The following is a 19,895-nucleotide window of genomic DNA, read 5'->3' on the forward strand; positions in this document are numbered from 1 at the left end:
ATACTGAGTTCGAGGTAAGACATGGGACAACACCTTAGCGAAATGCTCAGGTGTTGCACTCAGTTTCTGCGGCCAAGTTGGTTTATTAGATAGTTTTGTTGATTTATTAATTAATTAGCTATCTTTTATTTCATACTTTCTAAAGTCTCGTTAGGGTCTTTTTATTATGCGCAAGTCATTCTTTTTTTAGCTTGCTTAGTGGCTTTTATCATTATTTAATGCCGATGCATCTCATCCCCTGCATCGACACTGGTAACGAACCATATGCTCTCTTTTATTTTGTTCTCGGGAGGCCGCCATGTTTGAGCGTCGGCCACTCTTCCTAGCGGTAGGGATCGCGCTGGGGACTCTTTCATTAGCTGGATGTGGTTCAAGCGGCGGTGGCGGAGGCGATGGCAGCCAAGGAGTGCATACCCCTCAAAGTCTCTCTCCTGAAAATATGAACTATAACTCTGCTGAGGCATTAAAGCCTGGGCTCGTTCGAGTAGCGGTCACAGACAGTGCCTTCAATGTTGCCAGTATCACTAACAGTGAGCGTGTGATCGGCAGCTTAGATGTGTATACCGGTTCAACGGATGTAAGTGGGGTAGATGAGTGGCATGGTAATGCCGTCACTTCGGCCATCACCGGCGGTACTTTGGGTAATGCCCGATTAGACCTACTGAAAGTAGAAGATAGCCTAGGTAACACCCTTAGTAGTGCACTCGATTACGCTGTAGGTGAAGCGGCCAGCCGTGGTGCGCGGGTCATTAACGCTAGTTTTTCACGTCGTTTAGAGGCCAGCGACCCTCGGCTCTCTTTTAATGGAGTGACATCGGCGACTTCCTATCAGCGCGTCGTCGATGCCAACGGCGGCAAAGGCGCGATTTACGTGATCAGTGCCGGTAATACTGGGCGTGCTATCGATACTCAAGGCAAGCCTATTTACACCAGCCAACCTGGGCTTTACGAGATGATGCTCATTGCTGTTGGCACCCGGGCAAATGGCGATATTCACCCTTCGAGTAGCTACCCAGGAGACGATGCTCAGCTGCAATCACGCACCATAGCGACTGATTTTGTAAACCGCGACGTAGGTGCACAGGGCACGTCGATTTCTGCTGCACGCATTTCCGAGTACGCTGCTGGTATTGTGGGCCAGTGGCCGCACCTTTCTGCACAGCAGGCGAGCCAGCGGCTTCTCGACACGGCGAGCCAGGAGAGCGCTCTGTTTCAGCAGAATAACTGCGGCGCGAGCGGCACGTTGAACTGTGGCGCGTTCTACTTGGGCCAAGGCATTGCCGATATTGACGCAGCCCTGGCCCCGGAAGGCGATCTGGTCGTTAGCCAAAGCCAGCGAGTGGACGACGGTGGCGCGCTAGCCGATGTCTCTTACCTGCAGCTTTCCGATGCCTATGGCGATGCGGTCGCAGCGTCTGGCGTGTTAGAGAACGTGGTGGCCTTTGACGCGCTGGGCCGAGATTACGCCATTGATTTAGGGCGCAATACGCAGCCCCGCACCGCGCGGGCCACGCAGCTTCGCGATCAGATGCAGCAGATGGCAAGCGCCTCCCCATCGCACGCCACTACTCAGACGGCGATTGAAGGCAACTATCGTTTCTCCACCAGCACCACGGCCTTCGGTGAGCTGTTGGCCAGCCGTTTCGACGGCACCTTTGGCAATGCGCAGCTCAGCGCCTTTCGTTTTTCGGGCGACCAGCCCAGCCCCATGGGCAGCTACGCCGAACTAGGCGTGATGCCGATGATCTCGTTTCAAGCAGGGTCGGCGCTAACCAATGCCTTCGAGAGTGTTGACGGCGTAGAAACCCGCTATGCGCTGGGGGAACGGCTCAGCATGACGGCCTCTCATTGGGCGGGAAATATGGCTGACGATGCGGCCAGCGACTATCAAGCGCAGCGCTCGGACGTAGGTTTGGCATGGCAAATCGCTCCATGGCTGAGTATCGACAGCTACGTCGGCCAGCTTACCGAGCAGCAGGGACTACTGGGCGCTAGCGGCAACGGTGCATTGGGCTTAGGCGACGATAATCAGATGCGTTTTGCGGGCATCAGTGTGCAAGCTCAAATGGATGGCTTTCGCGGTTTTGCTGAATTTGAGCAGGGGCAGGGGAGCGCGTCGGGTAGCGGCCTTTTGACCAGCGTGAACGGCATGCGCGCCCAGCAAATGGCGCTGGGGCTACAGTGGCAAGGGGAAGGCGAGCGCGCCGAGCGCTGGGCGCTGACCCTGCGTCAGCCGCTGCGTATAGACACCGCCACGGCGAGCTTCGATGTGCCCGTAGGGCGCCGCTTGGATGGCAGCGTGGTGCGTGAAACGCGAAGCGCGTCTCTGGAGCCGTCGGGCCGTCAGCTTGATATCGAGCTGGGCTATGGATTTGCTACCAGTGAGCGCAGCCAGTGGCAGTTCAACCTGCTGCACACCCGAGAGCCGGGCCACGACGCTGACGCACCGAGCGACACAGCGGCCATGATAAACTACACCTACGCTTGGTAATAGGTGTGTCATGACCACATTAATGATTCAAGGTACCACCTCGGATGCGGGTAAAAGCACCGTGGTGGCCGGGCTTTGCCGCGTTCTCAAGCGCCGGGGTATCTCGGTGGCCCCGTTTAAGCCGCAAAACATGGCGCTGAACAGTGCGGTGACCAGCGATGGCGGCGAGATTGGCCGCTCCACTGCGCTACAGGCGCAGGCGGCGGGCGTTACTCCCCATAGCGATATGAACCCGGTACTGCTAAAGCCGGAAACCGACCGGGGTGCCCAGGTGATTCTGCGCGGTAAGGTGTACGGCCATATGGACGCGCTGGACTACCACGCCTTCAAGCGTACGGCCCAAGAGAGCGTGATGGCAGCGTGGCAGGCGCTGGAAAGCCGTTTCGATGTGATTATTGCCGAAGGGGCAGGCAGCCCGGCGGAAATCAACCTGCGCAAAGGCGATATTGCCAATATGGGCTTTGCCGAGGCCGCTGACTGCCCGGTACTGCTGGTGGGCGATATTGACCGTGGCGGCGTGTTTGCTCAACTGGTCGGCACGCTGGCGCTACTGAGTGACAGCGAACAGGCTCGCACCAAAGGTTTTATCATCAACCGTTTTCGGGGCGATATTGCGCTGCTGGAGCCAGGGCTTGAGTGGTTGGAAGCGCGCACTCAAAAGCCGGTGCTGGGCACGCTGCCGTATCTGCAAGGGCTGCTGCTGGATGCCGAAGATAGCATCGGCACTGTGCAGGCGGAGAAAGAGAGCCAAACGATCAAGGTTATCGTTCCCGCACTGCCGCGCATCAGTAACCACACCGATTTCGACCCGCTGCGCCTGCACCCTCAGGTATCGCTTAGCTTTATCGGCCCCGACCAGACCATTCCCCCCGCTGATGTCATCGTACTTCCCGGCAGTAAAAGCACCGCCAGCGACTTAGCTTGGTTAAAGCGCCAGGGCTGGGACGCGGCGATTACTCGCCATCTGCGCTACGGCGGCAAAGTGCTGGGCATTTGCGGCGGTTTTCAAATGTTGGGGGAGTGGGTGGATGACCCCGACGGGCTGGAAGGTGCTCCTGGAAAGGTGGCCGGGTTGGGGCTATTACCGCTGACGACTCGCATGGTAGCGGGCAAACAGCTTCGCAACGTGAGCGGCGTGTTGGTAGGGGAAGAGGCAAAGGTAGATGGGTACGAGATTCATAACGGTGTTAGCGAAGGCCCCGCCCTGAGCAGGCCACTCTTCGATGTAGGCACCCACTTGGATGGGGCCATCAGCGAGGATGGTCAAGTGATGGGCACTTACCTACACGGCCTGTTTGACCACCCAGAAGCCTGCCAAGCGCTCCTCACCAAGCTTGGGCTAGCCAAGGCAGGCAGCGTCGATTACAACGCCCACCGCGAACAAGCCTTGGAGCGCTTGGCCGATACGCTAGAAGCGCACTTGGATATTGAAGCGGTGTTGGCATGGTTAAAATGATAGTAGGGCTATTCCGCTGCGAGGTCTTTCTTAGGTCGCTTTGCCATCAGCGTGATTTCCACGGTACTGGCACCGCAAATGTGGGGTGATTCAGTACAAGTGCGCGCAGGGTAGTGGCCCGGCTCAAAAAATTCGGCGTAGATGCTGTCTAGCGCATTGATCTGTTTTAGGTCAGTGAGGTGAACATCCACGCGAACCACGTCCGCTAGACGGCTACCTTCTTGCACCAGCATACGTTCCAGCTCGCGCATCACTAATCGGGTCTCTTCTTTGACATCGCCACGGGAGGCGCTGCCGTTGGAAAGGTCGGCGACTGTTAGGCCAGAAATAAAGATATAGTGATCGTCAACTACCATGTGACTACCCGGAAAACTGGGTTTTGGCAGGGTAGGGTCGTTGATGAACTGTGTCATGTGCTCTCCTTGGCATTAAGGCTCAAATAAAGCAGCCTGACAACGTCTGACTCGTTACTTTTTGAGTCGTTCAATAATGAGTAGCAGTTAAAAATCCAGTGGTTTGCGAAAATACTCTGCTAAAAAATCTATGAGCAACCGCACTCGAATCGGCGTGTATTGGCTGTAAGGATAAACCGCATAAATATCAGCGTTAGGTAAAGCGTAGTCAGGCAGTAAGCGAATCAGCTTGCCGCTTTTCAAATGCTTCACAACATCCCACTCTGCCCTAACCGTCACGCCCATCCCTTGCAGTGTCCAGTGTAAAACGGTTTCACCATCGTTAGCGCTTAGCGAACCAGCCACTTTGACGTGGTGATGCTCGTTCTCTTTGATAAATGTCCAGTTGCCATAGGTGTCATCGTTTTGACGTAAAAATAAACAATTATGCTGAGCAAGCTCACGTGGATGTTCAGGGGTGCCCGCTTTTTTTAAATAGCGAGGAGCCGCACATAGCCACCGTTGGTGGGTGACCAATTTACGGGCGTGCAGGGTGGAGTCAGGTAAGTTGCCAAAACGGATGCACACATCAAATGAGCGCTCAATGAGATTTACTGGGTGATCCGTTAAATAGAGCTGGCAGTCAATTTGTGGATAGTCACGCACAAAATGTGAGATGGCATCTGCCATATACTTTCGTCCAAATCCAAACGGTGCATTAATCCGTATTGTGCCTTCTGCGCCAGTGCTCTGCTGGCGGATCGCACGTCGCATCGTCTCCATTTCACGGCTAATTTTCTGAGCATATTCAAGATATAGCTGCCCGCTGCTAGTGAGGCTCATCGCTCTTGTAGATCGAATAACTAGCTGACAACCCATGTTTTTTTCAATTTGGGCTAGCCGTTTGCTAGCCGCCGCCGAAGAAATGTCCAGCGCTTTCGCAGCGTTTGAAATACTGCCTTCCGCGCAAAGTAAAATAAAAAAATCGAGTTCAGATACGCTGCTCATTGTTAACTCTCAGGTTATATCTAAATTAACTCTGAGTTTATTGCCGAATTCTTATGATGTCACCTAGGATGCGTTCAGTCCCTAGCAATAAGTCCTTAACAAGCAGGAGCATCCAATGCGTACACATAACGTGGCAGTCATCCCTGGTGATGGTATCGGTACAGAAGTAATTGGCGCTGGTAAAAAAGTGCTTGAAGCGCTGGCGAAGAAGAGCGGTGACTTTACCTTTAATTTTGAAGAGTTTGACTGGAGTTCTCAGCGCTATCTGGATCAAGGCCAGTATATTCCCGAGGGCGGCCTAGAAAAATTAGCGACGTTTGATGCTATTTACTTTGGTGCTGTGGGCAGTCAACAGGTGCCAGACCATATTTCACTTTGGGAGCTGCGGTTAGCTATTTGTCAGGGTTTTGACCAATACGCCAATGTGCGCCCTGCTCGTGTATTACCGGGAGTCAACAGTCGGTTACAGCATGCTGACAAGATTGACTGGGTGATTATTCGTGAAAACAGCGAGGGTGAGTATTCAGGTAATGGTGGTCGCGTTCACCGCGGACTACCGGACGAAGTAGCGACAGAAGTGTCGATTTTCTCTCGCAAAGGTATCGAGCGTATCCACCGTTTTGCCTTCAAGATGGCCCAAAGTCGGCCCCGTAAACAGCTTACTCTGGTTACTAAATCCAATGCACAACGACACGGTATGGTGCTGTGGGATGAAATCTTTTTTGAAGTGGCCAAAGAGTATCCCGATGTTTCCATTGACCGTGAGTTGGTGGATGCGGTGACTACGCGCATGGTGTTGAAACCTGAAACGCTTGACGTGGTGGTAGCGACTAATTTGCATGCCGATATTCTCTCCGATTTAGCCGCTGCGCTTTCAGGCAGCTTAGGGATTGCTCCTACGGCAAACCTTAATCCAGAACGACAATTCCCCTCGATGTTTGAGCCCATCCACGGTTCTGCCTTTGACATTGCGGGCCAGGGCATAGCCAACCCTGTGGGTTCTTTTTGGACCGCGGTCATGATGCTGGAGCATCTGGGCGAACAGTTAGCCGCTGAGCGTCTTATGGCAGCCATTGAGCGTCTAACGGCTTCAGGATTACAGACCAAGGATCTTGGAGGTACGGCTACTACCCACGATGTCACTCTCGCTATTTGTTCTGATATTGAAAGCCAGGCGTAAGCTATCGTCATGAACATTTTGATAGCGCCAGATAGCTATAAAGGATCGCTTAGCGCGACTGAAGCCGCTGCAGCCATGGCGCGTGGTTTCAAGCGCGGCTGCCCCGATGCTCAGATTACTCAATGCCCGCTTGCTGATGGTGGAGAAGGAACATTGGATGTTCTGTTAGTCAGCGGTTATGCCACGCGGCAAACGCGTTCTGTCATTGACGCATATGGTTGTGAGCATCAGGCGGCGTGGGGGTGGGATGAGCAGAATGCGACGGCATTTATAGAACTGGCGCAGGCAAGTGGGTTATGTGCTGATATGGCGAGCAAGCCAGGTGCTGTGGAGCGTGCTAGCACCTTTGGCGTTGGCCAGCTTATCCGCGAAGCGCTGGACAAACAGGTTCAGCATATTGTGTTGACGTTAGGAGGAAGCGCTACCAACGACGCCGGTGCAGGCATGTTAACGGCCCTAGGCGCACAGCTTCTGGATGCAGAGGGCCACTGCCTGCCTTTAGGAGCCGCCGCACTGGAAAGGGTTCAGCGCGTGGCGCTGGATGCGCTAGATCCTAGGCTTGCCAGCGTGTCATTTACTGCTGCGGTGGATGTTAGTAACCCTTTGCTCGGTCAAAACGGGGCCACCGCGATTTTTGGTCCACAAAAAGGAGTCGCAGCTGGCTCGGTCACAAGGTTGGATCGCGCATTAGCGAACTTTGCACGGTGTCTTTGTCTGGCGCTGGATAAGCCATTGGTCGATTTTCCTGGTGCGGGCGCGGCCGGGGGAATGGGGTTCGCTGCCCAGGTTGCGTTGGGTGCCGAGCTAACGCCTGGTATCGAGCTTGTCATGAGGCATTGCCAATTTGATTGCCTTTTAAAGAAATGCGATTGGGTGGTGACGGGAGAAGGTCGGCTAGATGGGCAGAGTCTTGCCGGGAAAACGCCTATTGGCGTCTCTAAAGCAGCGGCGGTACAAGGTGTTCCCGTCGTGGTGCTTGCAGGCAGTTTAGGTGACGGCTGGCAGAATGCCTATCAAGCGGGTGTTACTGCTGCATTTTCACTGGTAGACGGCCCTGTCTTATTAGTGGATGCCATCGCTCACACCAACAAGCTGATTGAAGATCGCTGTGAAGCGTTGGCGCGATTAATGACGGTGAATCAATTAAATAACCTACCCAAGGAGGTGTTTTCTCACGCTAACTCATGATGACTTTATTCTTTTCTACATAACGAACGCAGCATTCATAGCAACAGTGACAACAACATTAATGGAGTATTCCTATGAAAACGTTCACAACACTTTTAACGAGTGCATTGTTCACTGCCGTTGCGGGCAACGCCCTTGCTGATGATCGTAGTGATTGGCCAAACAGTCTTACGATTGGTACCGGTAGCCAAGGTGCGACCTATTACATCTATGGCTCGGGTTGGGGAAATATAGCCAGTGAGGCGACTGGCGCCAATTTCGGAGCAGAGGTCACCGGTGGGCCAGTCCAAAACGTGACGCTAGTGCAAATGGGTGAACACGAGTTCGGTATGGTGACCATGGGGCCTGCTTACCAAGCTTGGGTTGGTGAAAGTGCCCTGGCTCCAGGTGTCGAGCATACTGACATTCGGGCAGTATTTCCGATGTACCAGACCGCCCTTCAGGTGATTGCTCTAGAAAGTTCCGGAATTGAGTCCATCGCTGATTTAGATGGCAAAACGGTGGGGATTGGCCCTGCTGGCGGTACCGGGGATCTGTATTATCCCCAGCTTTTTGATGCTTTAGGTTTGGACGTCGAGACACGTAATGCCGGAGCAGCCGATCAAGCGGGGCAGGTACAGGATGGATTGCTAGATGCGTTTGCCTTTGCTTCTGGCATGCCGGTATCTGCATTTAGTCAGCTAGAAGCTCAGGCTGATGTCAATATTTTCTCGTTTTCCCCCAATGAAATCGCCGTATTTGCCGAGCAGTTCCCTGAACTGTCTGCTTCCGTGATACCTGCCTCTATTTATAGCAGCTTAGAAGAGGATACCTCTGCGGTATCGCTGTGGAACGTTGCCATTACGCATAAAGATATGCCTGATTCGCTGGTGTATGAAGTGACGAAGGCGGTGATGGAGAATAACGACCGGATGATGCAGGTACATGGCGCTGCTATTGAAACGCTACCTGAGAACGCTAAGCACAACGCTTTTATTCCCTGGCATCCGGGAGCTGTCCGCTGGTTTGAAGAAAATGGCGTAGAGATTGACGACGATTTGAAAGGTTAATTAAAACGGCATATTGCGTGCGGGTATAACTCGCACGCCTTCATCCCCAGGCTCAGTCGGCCTAGAAGGTAGGACAGCATGAGTAACAATACTTCAGAAGTGCAGCCCATCATCCGCACCGATAGTGTGTCGGATGTGCCCGTTGCCCATAACGAACGGCTGCTGTCCGGGATGACCGGCAGCATTATTTTCCTTGCGTGTGTTTTGTTTACCTCAATGCACCTATATGCCTTGAATGTCTCGCCCATCGAGACTTGGACATTTCGGATACTTCACGTTGCTGGGGGCTTGGTAGTTGGGTTTGCTTTAACTGCCGCTGTGACGCTTGAACGTGACACCCAGGTCCATCGACGTTCAGCCACTGAGTGGCTAGCGTTAGCTATTAGTGGTACTGCTCTTGGTTACGCAGCGCTATGCATGGTATATGCCTGGTGGTTGCGAGATATGCAGGAAGTTGCATCAGTGACCGCGCCCTTATATCAGCTTAGTTGGGCATTAGTCATCGCTACGACATGCGCACTTCTCAGTAGTTGGACGTGGCGCAGTGATGATAAACATATTCACTGGGCTGATTGGATGTTGATGGTGGCTTCTATTTTGGTCGCTGCTTACTTAATCTTTGTTATTGATCGCTGGCGTATGGTGGCAGGTATGCCACTAGTGGGCCAAACGGAACTGCTTGTGTCCGTTGTTGGTGTTGCGTTGATTATGGAGTTAACGCGTCGCGTAGCGGGGCTAGCATTGATTGTCATCACCGGGGTGTTTTTGGTGTATGCGTTTGCTGGACCGTTACTGCCTGGCATTCTTGAGCATCAGGGCTATGGCGCACCGCGCTTCTTCTCCTATCTCTATACCGACAATGGGATTCTTGGCCCGACAACGGCGGTGTCGTCAACGTATATCATTCTATTCATTACCTTTGCCGCGTTTTTACAAGCGTCCAAGGTGGGTGACTACTTTGTCAATTTTGCCTTTGCTGCAGCGGGGCGCTCCCGTGGTGGGCCTGCCAAAGTAGCCGTCTTTGCATCTGGTTTAATGGGGATGATCAACGGAACGTCTGCGGGCAACGTGGTAGCCACTGGTTCGCTGACTATTCCGCTCATGAAGCGTGTGGGGTATCACCCGCGCAGCGCAGGGGGGATTGAGGCGGCCGCGTCTACGGGCGGACAAATCGTACCGCCCATTATGGGCGCTGGTGCCTTTATTATGGCTGAAATTACCGGTATTCCTTATACCGATATCGCCATTGCCGCTTTAATCCCTGCCGGGCTCTATTTTCTATCTATTTATTTGATGGTGGATCTGGAGGCCCGTCGAGATGGCATGCAGGGCTTGGCAAAAGACCAACTGCCTGTTTTTAAAGATATGGTGAAGCAGGTCTACCTATTTTTACCCATCATCATTCTGGTTGGCACGCTATTTATGGGCTACTCCGTCATTCGTGCGGGCACGCTGGCCATGATCAGTGCAGCGGTGGTTTCCTGGTTCACTCCTCACTGGATGGGACCTAAGGCCTTGCTTAATGCGCTTTCCTTGGGTGCCCGTATGGCGGTTCCATTGATTGCCGTATGTGCCTGTGCGGGCATTATTGTAGGGGTGATCTCATTAACGGGCGTTGGCGCGCGGTTTGCTTCAATGCTGCTAGGCATTGCTGATGCTAGCCATTTTCTAGCGCTCTTTTTCGCTATGTGTATTTCTATTTTGCTGGGAATGGGCATGCCTACGACAGCCGCCTATGCCGTCGCTGCTTCCGTGGTAGCACCCGGATTGCAGCAAATTGGTATTCCACCGCTGGTGGCCCATTTCTTTGTTTTTTATTATGCCGTGCTCTCTGCGATTACTCCGCCAGTGGCCTTGGCAGGCTATGCAGCCTCTGCCATTGCCAATACGGATCCTCTTAAAACGGCCATGACATCGTTTAAGTTCGGGCTATCTGCGTTCATTGTTCCATTTATTTTCTTCTACAGCCCTGCGCTGTTGATGGATGGTCACTGGTGGGAAATCCTCCGGGTAGTGATCACGGCGAGCATTGGGATTTACCTGCTGGCGGCGGCGGTACAAGGCTACTTTATGAGTGGACGCGCGAATGTTTTGCAGCGCCTGATTCTTCTATTAGCAGCGCTGGCGATGATCGCCGGTGGCTGGATGACGGATTTATTGGGTATTGGGTTAGGAAGTATCGTACTGACAACGCAGCTTGTCGCCTCTCGTTCAATGGCAAAATCTCCCAGTTAAACTGGTGTCATCACGCGCTTTGCTCTACGCTGGCGGGCTTTTATAGCTCGCCAGCGCTTGTTGTAAGGTAAAGAAGTGGCGGGGTGATTGAACGCAACGAGAGAGCGTTATGAAGGTAGTCCATGTAAGTCAGAGTGAGCCGCGTGATGCGTGTTTGGCCAAGCTATGTGCTGAGGTGTATGGCCAGCAGGCAGGCCTAACGCCGCTGGTAGTGTTTACCGGTACTAAAAATGTGCTGTTTGCCCAAGAAGGCGCACGCCTTTTGGCGGGTGTGGACGGTGCGGGCAAGCCGCTGGCGCTAGCCCTGCTGGTGCTTGATGAAGCGGGCCAGGGCATGACCGTGACCCATGCCTGCGAGTTTGCAGAGGGCGCGAAAGCGCGTTTACTCAGTGAGTTAAGCCTTAAAGCACCGCTGCGCATTGATGTTCAGGATGAAAACGAGAAGACGTTTTATCAGCAGTGTGGGTTCAAACGCTGGCTAGCGGCGGATAACGGCCAACATATTGGCCTGTCGGCCCGCCATCCTGCCAAAAGCGTCGAGGCGCTATCGCCCACGTTAGCGCTGGATGAAGCGCTGATTTTGCGGCGCTTTAAACACGATGCGGCTGCGTTTGCTCAGGCTAAAGAGGCATTTTTGGCCGGGATCAATAGCGTGCCTGCGACGCTTTGATGCAACGCAGTGTTCCATTTTTTGCAACCAACTTCCTCGCTGTTGTCATGATCTGGTGAGCTGTGCCGGGTAAAATAGTGCCATCGTTTAACGTTGATTAAGAGGAATAACAGATGGCACTAACAGTGATGGACAGCTCTACGCGTTACGGACTGGTGAGTCGGGTATTACATTGGGGAATGGCGCTGCTGTTTGTGTGGCAATTTAGTAGTGCTGCCGCCAGAGTGTTTTTAGAAGATACGGCGATTGAAGGTTTCCTTTGGGGTACCCATAGCCAAGTGGGTGTTGTGTTAATGGCGCTCGTTGTGATTCGCGCTGTGTGGGCGGTGATGAATGCGTCACGGCGTCCGCCAGCGGTAAGCGTGATGGCAAAGCTTGGCCACTTGGCGCTTTACGGTTTGATGATCGCCGTGCCTGCGATTGCGCTGATTCGCCAGTACGGCTCGGGCCGTGCGCTGGATGTGTTGGGCATTAATCTGATGGCGGGCGGTGGCGAGCGCATCGAGTGGATGACTAACTTGGGCGGCTTGTTACACGGCGAGCTGGGTTGGGCGCTGTTAGCCTTGGTGGTAGGCCATATCGCGATGGCGGTATTGCACCGCAGGCTGACCAACCACAGCATTATGACGCGCATGGCTTAGCCATTTAGGCGTTGCAATATGCGCAACGGCGCACCCACTGGGTGCGCCGTTTTTGTTGCTGCTATTGTTGCTGCCTGGGCCAACGCTACTTCGCCAATTCGCGCATGGCGGTTTCCAGGCCTTCCAGCGTCATCGGGTACATACGGTCGTCGATGAGTTCGCGGATCAACTGGGTGGAGTAGGTGTACTCCCAAGCCCTGGGAGGCATCGGGTTTAGCCAGGCTAAACGGGGGAATTTCTCGGCCAAGCGTTTGAGCCACACGCCGCCGGCTTCGTCATTAAAGTGCTCGACGCTGCCGCCGCGGTGCGTTACCTCGTAAGGCGACATGGCGGCGTCGCCTACGATCACCACCTGGTAATCTGCGCCGTAGGTGTGCAGTACGTCCATGGTAGGGATGCGTTCGTTGCCACGGCGCTGATTATTTCTCCACACACCTTCATACAGGCAGTTATGAAAGTAGAAATGCTCTAGGTGCTTAAACTCAGAGCGGGCCGCCGAGAATAGCTCTTCACAGACGCGAATGTGGTCATCCATCGAGCCGCCTACGTCCAGAAACAGCAGCACTTTGACTGCATTGTGGCGCTCTGGGCGCATCTGAACGTTGAGCAGCCCGGCATCCTTGGCGGTTTCACGGATGGTGCTATCCACGTCGAACTCTTCTAACGCCCCTTGGCGGGCGAATTTGCGCAGCCGCCGCAGGGCCATTTTGATATTACGGGTGCCCAGCTCCAGCGAGTCATCGTAATCCCGAAAGCGCCGCTCATCCCACACCTTGGTAGCGCGCCGATGGCGTGAGCCATCCTGCCCGATGCGAATGCCTTCTGGGTTGTAGCCGTAAGCCCCAAACGGACTGGTGCCGCCGGTACCAATCCACTTATTGCCGCCCGCGTGGCGCTCTTTCTGCTCCTCCAGGCGTTTCTTAAAGGTCTCGATGAGTTCCTCTAAGCCACCGAGAGACTCGATCTTGGCTTTCTCTTCGTCGGTGAGCTGTTTTTCGAACTCGCGGCGCAGCCACTCACCAGGAATCAGCGCTTCGATGGCGGCGTCCATGTCCTCAAGGCCCTTAAACCAAGCGGCAAAGGCGCGATCGAAGCGGTCAAAGTGGCGCTCATCTTTGACCATCACCGTACGCGCCACCTGATAAAACGCCTCCATATCGGCAAACACCACGCCCCGCTCGACCACGGCGTGAAGGTCTAACAGCTCCCGCAGTGAAACAGGTACGCCCGCGCGCTTGAGGGTTTCAAATAAGCCGATAAACATGGCTTAGCGCCCGTTGTTCTTCTGGCGACGCATCATAAAGGCCAGGCGTTCAAGCAGGTGGGTATCCTGCTCATTTTTGACCAGCGCACCGGCCATGGGCGGCAGCGCTTTGGCGGGGTCGCGATGGTAGAGCGCTTCTTGCGCCAGCTCGTCGGCCATCAACAGCTTGAGCCAGTCGACCAGCTCTGAGGTTGAGGGCTTTTTCTTCAGCCCTGGGGCGCTGCGCAGGTCAAAGAAAACCTCCAGTGCTTCGCTGACCAGTTTCGGGGCGATGCTCGGGAAGTGAACATCCACAATCGCCTGCATGGTCTCGCGGTCGGGGAATTCGATGTAGTGGAAAAAGCAGCGGCGCAGAAAAGCATCCGGCAGTTCTTTTTCGTTATTGGAGGTGATGACGATAATCGGGCGCTTTTCGGCGCGGATAGTTTCACCGGTTTCGTAGACGTGAAACTCCATACGGCCCAGCTCTTGGAGCAGGTCGTTGGGGAATTCGATATCCGCCTTGTCGATTTCATCAATCAGCAGTACCACCCGCTTATCGGCGGTAAAGGCTTCCCACAGTTTGCCGGGCTTGATGTAGTTAGCGACGTTCTCAACACCTTCTACACCTAGCTGTGAATCCCGCAGGCGGCTCACCGCATCGTACTCATACAGCCCTTGGGCAGCTTTGGTGCTGGATTTGATGTGCCAAGTGATCAGCTTGGTGCCGAGGGATTCTGCCAGCTCTTCTGCTAATAAGGTTTTGCCGGTGCCCGGCTCGCCTTTGATCAGCAGCGGGCGCTCAAGCACCACGGCAGCATTCACCGCCTGTTTAAGCGCATGGGTTGCGATATACGAAGAAGTGGAGTCAAACGCCATAGTAGGCCTCGGCTTGTTAAAAACGTGGTGAATATCAGATTCAAACAAGTGTACGTGAGGCAAGGTGCCCAAGCCAAGCAGGCCTGGGCAGGTGCGTGCTGAGCTTAGCGTTCGGCTCTCAGACGTTCGGCTTGAGCAAGAGCGCAGTCGCTGAACAAGTCAAACGCACCCAGTGCATCGTCAGTGACAAAGGGGTGTGGCTCATCTGAGGCGCGTTGGATTAGCAGCTCGATACGTTCAATGCTGTTATCACGTCGAGCATGGTTGGACAGGAAAACATCCACGTTTGCGGCTTCCGCTAAATGACGAAAGCGAGCACCTGATGCTGAGTACTCGCGAAGCCGTGCCTCATCTGGGCCGAAGTTGAACCCGGTGCCGCCCCATAGCCCGACGTAATGCGTGTCGTTGCCATCATGAACAGGGAAAATCAGCGACAGTGTCCCGGCTGTATGGCCTGGCGTGACGTACATGGAAATGTCTGTATCTCCTAGACTCAGCACGTCACCGTCGGCCACGGTGATATCCCTTAGGGGCGGTTCTCCCCAGCGTGGGTTGCTAACGCTGAGTTCTTCTTGTTCCAAAGCCGCCCAGTCTGCTTCTGCCATAAGCACGCGAGGAGTGAAGTTGTCCACTAAATACTGTTGTCCGCCGTAATGATCCCCGTGGGCATGAGTGATGATGAGGTGCGTAATATCATTGGGGTCCAGGCCCAACGCGATAAGCCCTTGTTCAATAAAAGCCTTGGCTTCTTCATCATTATTCATTGCATCGATCAACACGATGCCTTCATCAGTGGTGACCGCCCAACTTGTGACGCCTCGATGTCCTACAAAGTACAGATTATCAAAGACTCGAGTCGGCATCGCTTCTGGAGGCGTGCGCTCTTCCCGATGCTCATGGCGACGATTATCAGCACCCGCGGAGCGTTGTCCGGCAACGCGCATGGTCATTGTAAGATCGCATAGGCTGTGAAGGCCTGTATGCCCTTCACCTGCTGACAGGCCGCGTTGTGCAATGGCCTCGGCCAGGGGCATCCCTGGCTCTGCCATGGCCGCTTGGCTTATGCCGACGGTAAGTAAGGCTGATAGTAATGATGTTTTCATCGCGGTGTATCCGTATTTAGAAATCAATATTGAGGCCAGTCCAGTAGCGACGCCCGTCTTCGATATAGCCGAAGCTATCCTGACCGATTTCTTTATCAAAGAGGTTATAAACGCCCAGCATTACTTGCATGTTGGGCGCAAAAGACCAGCGTGCGCCGGTATCCCAGGTGGCGTAAGAGGGAGCTCTGACCGCACGACTGGTGTCTAGCGTAGTGGGCTGACTTTCTTTGCCACGGAAGCTGTAGCGTGTCCAAATGCCCAAGTCTGCGTTTGCTTGCCAATCGACACCTGCGTTCAGTAAGTGTGTTGGCAATTGAGTGAGCGGTTGTCCGGCATTCTCGCCGCTACGCTGCTCTGAATCGGTATAGGTGTAGCTAGCCTGCAAATTAAGCGAGGGAGTCAGCGCATGGGTTACACCTGCCTCGACCCCTTGGGTGACCGCTTTATCGATATTGATGTTGTAAGTAGGATCAGCTCCTGCTTGATTGGGGCCATTGAGACAAATGTCACTTGGGCAGGCAGCCCGGCTGATTTTGTCGTTGAAGTCGTTATAGAACGCTGTCACGTTCGCACTGATACCGCTATCACCTTGGTAAAGCAAACCAACTTCATGGTTCACCGAGGTTTCAGGCTGAAGGTTTGGGTTGCCATAGATATCTCCTCCACGGCTGGCTTGCACCCAGCCCGGTGTCAAGTCGCGTAGATTAGGAGCACGGTAACCTGTGGAAACGCCACCTTTTAGGGTCCATTCTGGTTGGAAGTGCCAAACGCCGTACAGCCTCGGGCTCAAATGATTACCAAAGCTCTCGTTGTCATCTAGCCGCAGGCCACCGGTGACTGACACTGTGTCAGCCAGCATCCATTCATCTTCTACAAAGATGGCCCACTGAGATTGGGTGATTTCGGTAAGCGATGCGTTTGCATTGGACGTCGTGTCATTGAGCTGTTCATGCTCATAGTTGACGCCAGCCGTCACGAAATGAGCGCCTAACGGCACCACGACGCGTGAATCGAAAACGGTATTGTTAATTTCGATGTTCCGGCCTCGGTTGTAGCCGGTTTCCTGCTGGAGATAAGAGTCTGAGGTGAAGTGGCTCCAACGGCCTTGATGGGATGCAGAGATATATTCACGCTCATTGTCGGTAGACGACGCGCTGGATCCTGCCTGAGAGAAGCCTGGGCGGAATGTTCGTTCTTGCGCTTGGCGGCCTACTTCAACGTCGATATCGTGGTCTTGATGGGGCGTCCAAGAGAATCGCGCGGACAAGTTATGAAACTCACGTCCTGCATAGCCGCGCACAATGCGGTCTTCTTCGCGCTTTTGGAACTGGCCTTGCAAGCGGAGCCCTAAGGTATCTTGAATCAGCGGTCCACTGAGGTACAGCTGCTGCTGGTGTTCATCCCCTGATGCTCGGTTTTCTTGATAGGTAGTTTCAAGGCGTAGGTTGCCGCTCCACTCATCGGATACGCGGCGCGTGATGATATTAATGACACCGCCTAATGCTTCTGAGCCGTATAAAGTCGACATCGGCCCGCGAATGACCTCGATCCGCTCAATGGCAGAGAGGGGAGGAAGCCAGTCCTTCTGAAAACCGCCGCCACCATTGGGCTGGGTTTCGCGTGTAGATTGGCGCCGTCCATCTACCAACCACAGCGTGTACTGCACTGGCATACCTCTTAGGCTGACATCTTCTCCGTCGCCACCACCCGTCACCACGACACCTGGTACATCGCTCAGTGCATCCGTGATGTCTCGATAAGCGCGTTGCTCTAGCGATTCGCGGGTGATAACGCTAATTGAAGCAGGCGCATCCGCAACAGACTGCTCGTAGCCTGAAGCAGAAACGACGACCTCTGATAAGGTCATACTTTCTTCGGCAGTGGCCTTCAACGATATCAATACACTGATAGGCAAAAGAGCAGAAATCGCCAGCGGAGTCGGAGTAAAAAAACAGTGTCGAGTCACCAGTGGATTCTCAAGCAGTCAATTGGGAGAAAAATAAAGGTTTACTCTATTTGATATTAATTCTTATTTCAATTAAAGGTGCAGGAACGAGATGTTGCGCTTTAAGCGACAGTTAGCAGGCTTTAGAGTTTTTCATCACTAGGCCTTGTTCGGCGGCACGATGCCTTGGCGCTGCATTTGCCGATACACCGTTGGTCGTGAAACCCCCAGCTCGCGTGCCACGGCGCTAATGTTCCAGTGGTGTTGCTGCAGCCGTGCCACGAGATGGCGATCGGCGGCCTCGCTTTCAGGCGCGGGGGGCGTAGGCGTGTGGGTAATGCGCTGGCTGAGGCACTGTTCGGGTAGATCGTACACGGTGATTTCATCACTCTCGGCGGTGGCGAGTGCAAACGCCAGAGCGTTTTTAAGCTGACGAATATTGCCGGGCCAGGCGTAGGCAAGTAGGGCGCTGATGGCGTCGGCGCGTAGCCGAGGGGCGGAGCTTGCGCCGCGCTCGCTCACCACATCGCTGAAAACTTGGCGAATAACGTAGAGCTTGTCGGCGCGTTCGCGCAGCGGTGGTAAGCGCAGTTGGGCACCGTTCAGGCGGTAGTAGAGGTCTTCACGAAACTCGCCCTGCGCAATCATGGTGTCGATGTGGCGGTGGGTAGCGGTGATTACCCGAATGTCGACTTTTTCCGGTTTGTTCGCCCCCAGCGGCATTACTTCCCGCTCGGCGAGTACGCGTAGCAGGCGGGTTTGCAGCGCCAGCGGCATATCGCCGATCTCATCTAAAAACAGCGTGCCGCCGTGGGCCTGGGGGATCAGCCCGCGCATGCCTTTTGCCCGCCCGCCGGTAAACGCGCCGGGTTCATAGCCGAACAGTTCGCTCTCAATCAGCGCTTCGGGAATCGCTGCACAGTTCACCGCCACAAAGGGGCCTTTAGCGCGGTTGCCGCTATCGTGCAGCGCACGGGCAACCACTTCTTTGCCGGTGCCGGTTTCGCCGCTGATCAGCACGTTCACACTGGCTTCGTTACGCAGCCGTTCGGCCAGCTTCTGCACTTTACGTATGGCGGGGTCGTCGGCCCCCAGCCGTTCTAGCGCTGTTGGCAGCGAAGAGGCGGGCTTACCGAGTGGTGCGATGCGCGGCCTGCGCGGCTCCAGCAGGCTAATAAAGTAGATGGCGTTGCTGGCGCGGGCGCGAAACGCCCTGAGCTGGTCGTTGGTTGCGCTGTTGATGCTCAGCACATCGGCAATTTCGCACTCAAACAGCTCGCTGAGCATCGGCGCGTGGTGGGCAGACCACGGTGGCCAGCGGCGTTGGTGCGCACTGATCAATTCGCGGCCGACGGCATTGGCGGCAATCACCTGGCCGTTCTCTTCTATCGCGATAAGCCCACGCCCGTTCACATGCACAAACTCCCGCGAGGTATCTAAGCGCACCATCAGGCAGTCGCGGTAGCGCTGCAGGAAGTAGGCGTCTTCAATCATGCGGGCGTAGAGGGTGACCAGCGAGAGGCTGAAGTTCTGGCTCTCATGCTGAGTGGGCGATTGCAGCGCAGAGATATCCAGCACGGCCATCACGTTGCCTTGCGGGTCGGCGATGGGGGCGGCGGTGCAGGTAAGTGAGATATGCGTGGCGTCGAAGTGCTCCTGGCGGTGGCAAATGATCGCTTGGCGGTCGTGCAGGCAGGTACCTACGGCACATGTGCCTGCGAAGCGCTCGTCCCAGTCGGCACCTAAATAGAGGCCCGCTTTGCGTAGCTGCTGGTCTTGATTGGGGTTGCCGCGAAACTCCACGGTAATGCCGCGATGGTCGGTGAGTAGCAGCACGTAGCCGAGCTGGGCGATTTGCCCGTAGAGCTGATCCACCCCGGCGCGGGCAACGTGCAGCAGCTCATCAACGGATTCCCGGTGCTCGATCAAGGTTTGCTGGGGCACCACCCGGGCAGGGCGTGGCTGCGTGGGGTCGAGTTGGTACTCGTTGAGGCAACGCAGCCAAGAGCGACGGATGGTGGCCTTTGCCGGAAGCTGCGGCGCATCCAGCCCTTCACCTAGCTGGAAGATGTGCTCGATATGCTGGCGCTGCGCGGAGGCCAAGCGTGTCGGTGGCAGTGATGGCGTTGGCATGGCGAATCCACACACAATTATTGTTGTACTTCCAGCCTATGCGCTTTGCCGGCGGTGTCAACGAGGCTGCGTTACGCCGTTAGTCGTGCGTTACACCTGTAACGTTCGCCGTACACACGGCGTGACAGGTGTACGCGGTTTGCGCTGTTTTATAGCGGTGTGTGGATGTTTGATTGCTTATATTTTTCAATCGTTTATTGACTATTTGGCGCATTTGGCACGGCGGGTGCTTAGGGTTGAGTGTCTTATCGACAGTTCAACAATAACAACGACCTTGGAGTA

At 54.6% G+C, this 19,895-nt stretch carries 15 protein-coding genes; 8 read left to right on the forward strand and 7 right to left on the reverse strand.

Translation table 11 applies throughout. The annotated features are described in order from the left end of the window. The first annotated feature begins 298 nt into the window (after positions 1–298). Complete coding sequence (locus tag R0J87_RS05930) at positions 299–2,491, forward strand: S8 family serine peptidase (protein ID WP_498884973.1); 2,193 nt, start codon at positions 299–301, stop codon at positions 2,489–2,491. 10 nt (positions 2,492–2,501) lie between these two features. Continuing rightward, positions 2,502–3,947 carry a cobyric acid synthase gene (locus R0J87_RS05935; RefSeq protein ID WP_498884975.1) on the forward strand — a complete coding sequence of 482 codons (1,446 nt, stop codon included), beginning with the start codon at positions 2,502–2,504 and terminating at the stop codon, positions 3,945–3,947. 8 nt (positions 3,948–3,955) lie between these two features. Here the strand turns inward: R0J87_RS05935 and R0J87_RS05940 are convergent, their stop codons facing one another. Together R0J87_RS05940 and R0J87_RS05945 are read right to left on the reverse strand one after the other, a co-directional pair. Further along, positions 3,956–4,360 (reverse strand): RidA family protein, encoded by a 405-nt coding sequence (locus R0J87_RS05940; protein ID WP_498884976.1) that lies wholly within the window; start codon positions 4,358–4,360, stop codon positions 3,956–3,958. Positions 4,361–4,447: 87 nt separating this feature from the next. Next, entirely contained in the window at positions 4,448–5,347 is a 900-nt protein-coding gene (locus R0J87_RS05945; protein WP_498884978.1) for a LysR family transcriptional regulator, read from the reverse strand. A gap of 115 nt (positions 5,348–5,462) precedes the next feature. On the opposite strand from R0J87_RS05945, the gene R0J87_RS05950 reads away from it, so the two are divergent. The 6 genes from R0J87_RS05950 to R0J87_RS05975 all read left to right on the forward strand — a co-directional run bounded on the left by R0J87_RS05950 (position 5,463) and on the right by R0J87_RS05975 (position 12,310). Next, entirely contained in the window at positions 5,463–6,527 is a 1,065-nt protein-coding gene (locus tag R0J87_RS05950; protein ID WP_498884980.1) for a tartrate dehydrogenase, read from the forward strand. Between the two features lie 9 nt (positions 6,528–6,536). After that, positions 6,537–7,715: a glycerate kinase gene (locus tag R0J87_RS05955; RefSeq protein WP_498884981.1), complete on the forward strand. Its 1,179-nt coding sequence runs from the start codon at positions 6,537–6,539 to the stop codon at positions 7,713–7,715. Between the two features lie 74 nt (positions 7,716–7,789). Further along, complete coding sequence (locus R0J87_RS05960) at positions 7,790–8,764, forward strand: TAXI family TRAP transporter solute-binding subunit (protein WP_498884983.1); 975 nt, start codon at positions 7,790–7,792, stop codon at positions 8,762–8,764. Between the two features lie 78 nt (positions 8,765–8,842). Continuing rightward, entirely contained in the window at positions 8,843–10,999 is a 2,157-nt protein-coding gene (locus R0J87_RS05965) for a TRAP transporter permease (protein WP_498884984.1), read from the forward strand. A 109-nt stretch (positions 11,000–11,108) separates the two neighbouring features. Then, positions 11,109–11,669: a hypothetical protein gene (locus tag R0J87_RS05970; protein WP_498884986.1), complete on the forward strand. Its 561-nt coding sequence runs from the start codon at positions 11,109–11,111 to the stop codon at positions 11,667–11,669. Between the two features lie 113 nt (positions 11,670–11,782). After that, positions 11,783–12,310, forward strand: a complete 528-nt coding sequence (locus R0J87_RS05975) for a cytochrome b (protein ID WP_498884988.1) — start codon at positions 11,783–11,785, stop codon at positions 12,308–12,310. An 85-nt stretch (positions 12,311–12,395) separates the two neighbouring features. Here R0J87_RS05975 and R0J87_RS05980 read toward each other — a convergent pair whose 3' ends face one another. From R0J87_RS05980 to R0J87_RS06000, 5 genes are all read right to left on the reverse strand, one after another. Further along, positions 12,396–13,574 carry a vWA domain-containing protein gene (locus R0J87_RS05980; RefSeq protein ID WP_498884990.1) on the reverse strand — a complete coding sequence of 393 codons (1,179 nt, stop codon included), beginning with the start codon at positions 13,572–13,574 and terminating at the stop codon, positions 12,396–12,398. Between the two features lie 3 nt (positions 13,575–13,577). Next, positions 13,578–14,432 carry an AAA family ATPase gene (locus R0J87_RS05985; protein ID WP_498884992.1) on the reverse strand — a complete coding sequence of 285 codons (855 nt, stop codon included), beginning with the start codon at positions 14,430–14,432 and terminating at the stop codon, positions 13,578–13,580. Positions 14,433–14,536: 104 nt separating this feature from the next. Further along, on the reverse strand, positions 14,537–15,535 hold the full coding sequence (locus R0J87_RS05990; RefSeq protein ID WP_498884994.1) for an MBL fold metallo-hydrolase: 999 nt from the start codon (positions 15,533–15,535) through the stop codon (positions 14,537–14,539). Between the two features lie 16 nt (positions 15,536–15,551). Further along, the gene (locus tag R0J87_RS05995; protein WP_498884996.1) at positions 15,552–17,402 is read right to left on the reverse strand and encodes a TonB-dependent receptor domain-containing protein; all 1,851 of its coding nucleotides are present in this window, start codon (positions 17,400–17,402) and stop codon (positions 15,552–15,554) included. 237 nt (positions 17,403–17,639) lie between these two features. Beyond that, entirely contained in the window at positions 17,640–19,613 is a 1,974-nt protein-coding gene (locus R0J87_RS06000) for a sigma-54-dependent Fis family transcriptional regulator (protein WP_498884998.1), read from the reverse strand. Positions 19,614–19,895: the final 282 nt, after the last annotated feature.

The organism is Halomonas sp. SIMBA_159 (assembly GCF_046536035.1).
Classification (GTDB): Bacteria; Pseudomonadota; Gammaproteobacteria; order Pseudomonadales; family Halomonadaceae; genus Vreelandella; species Vreelandella venusta_A.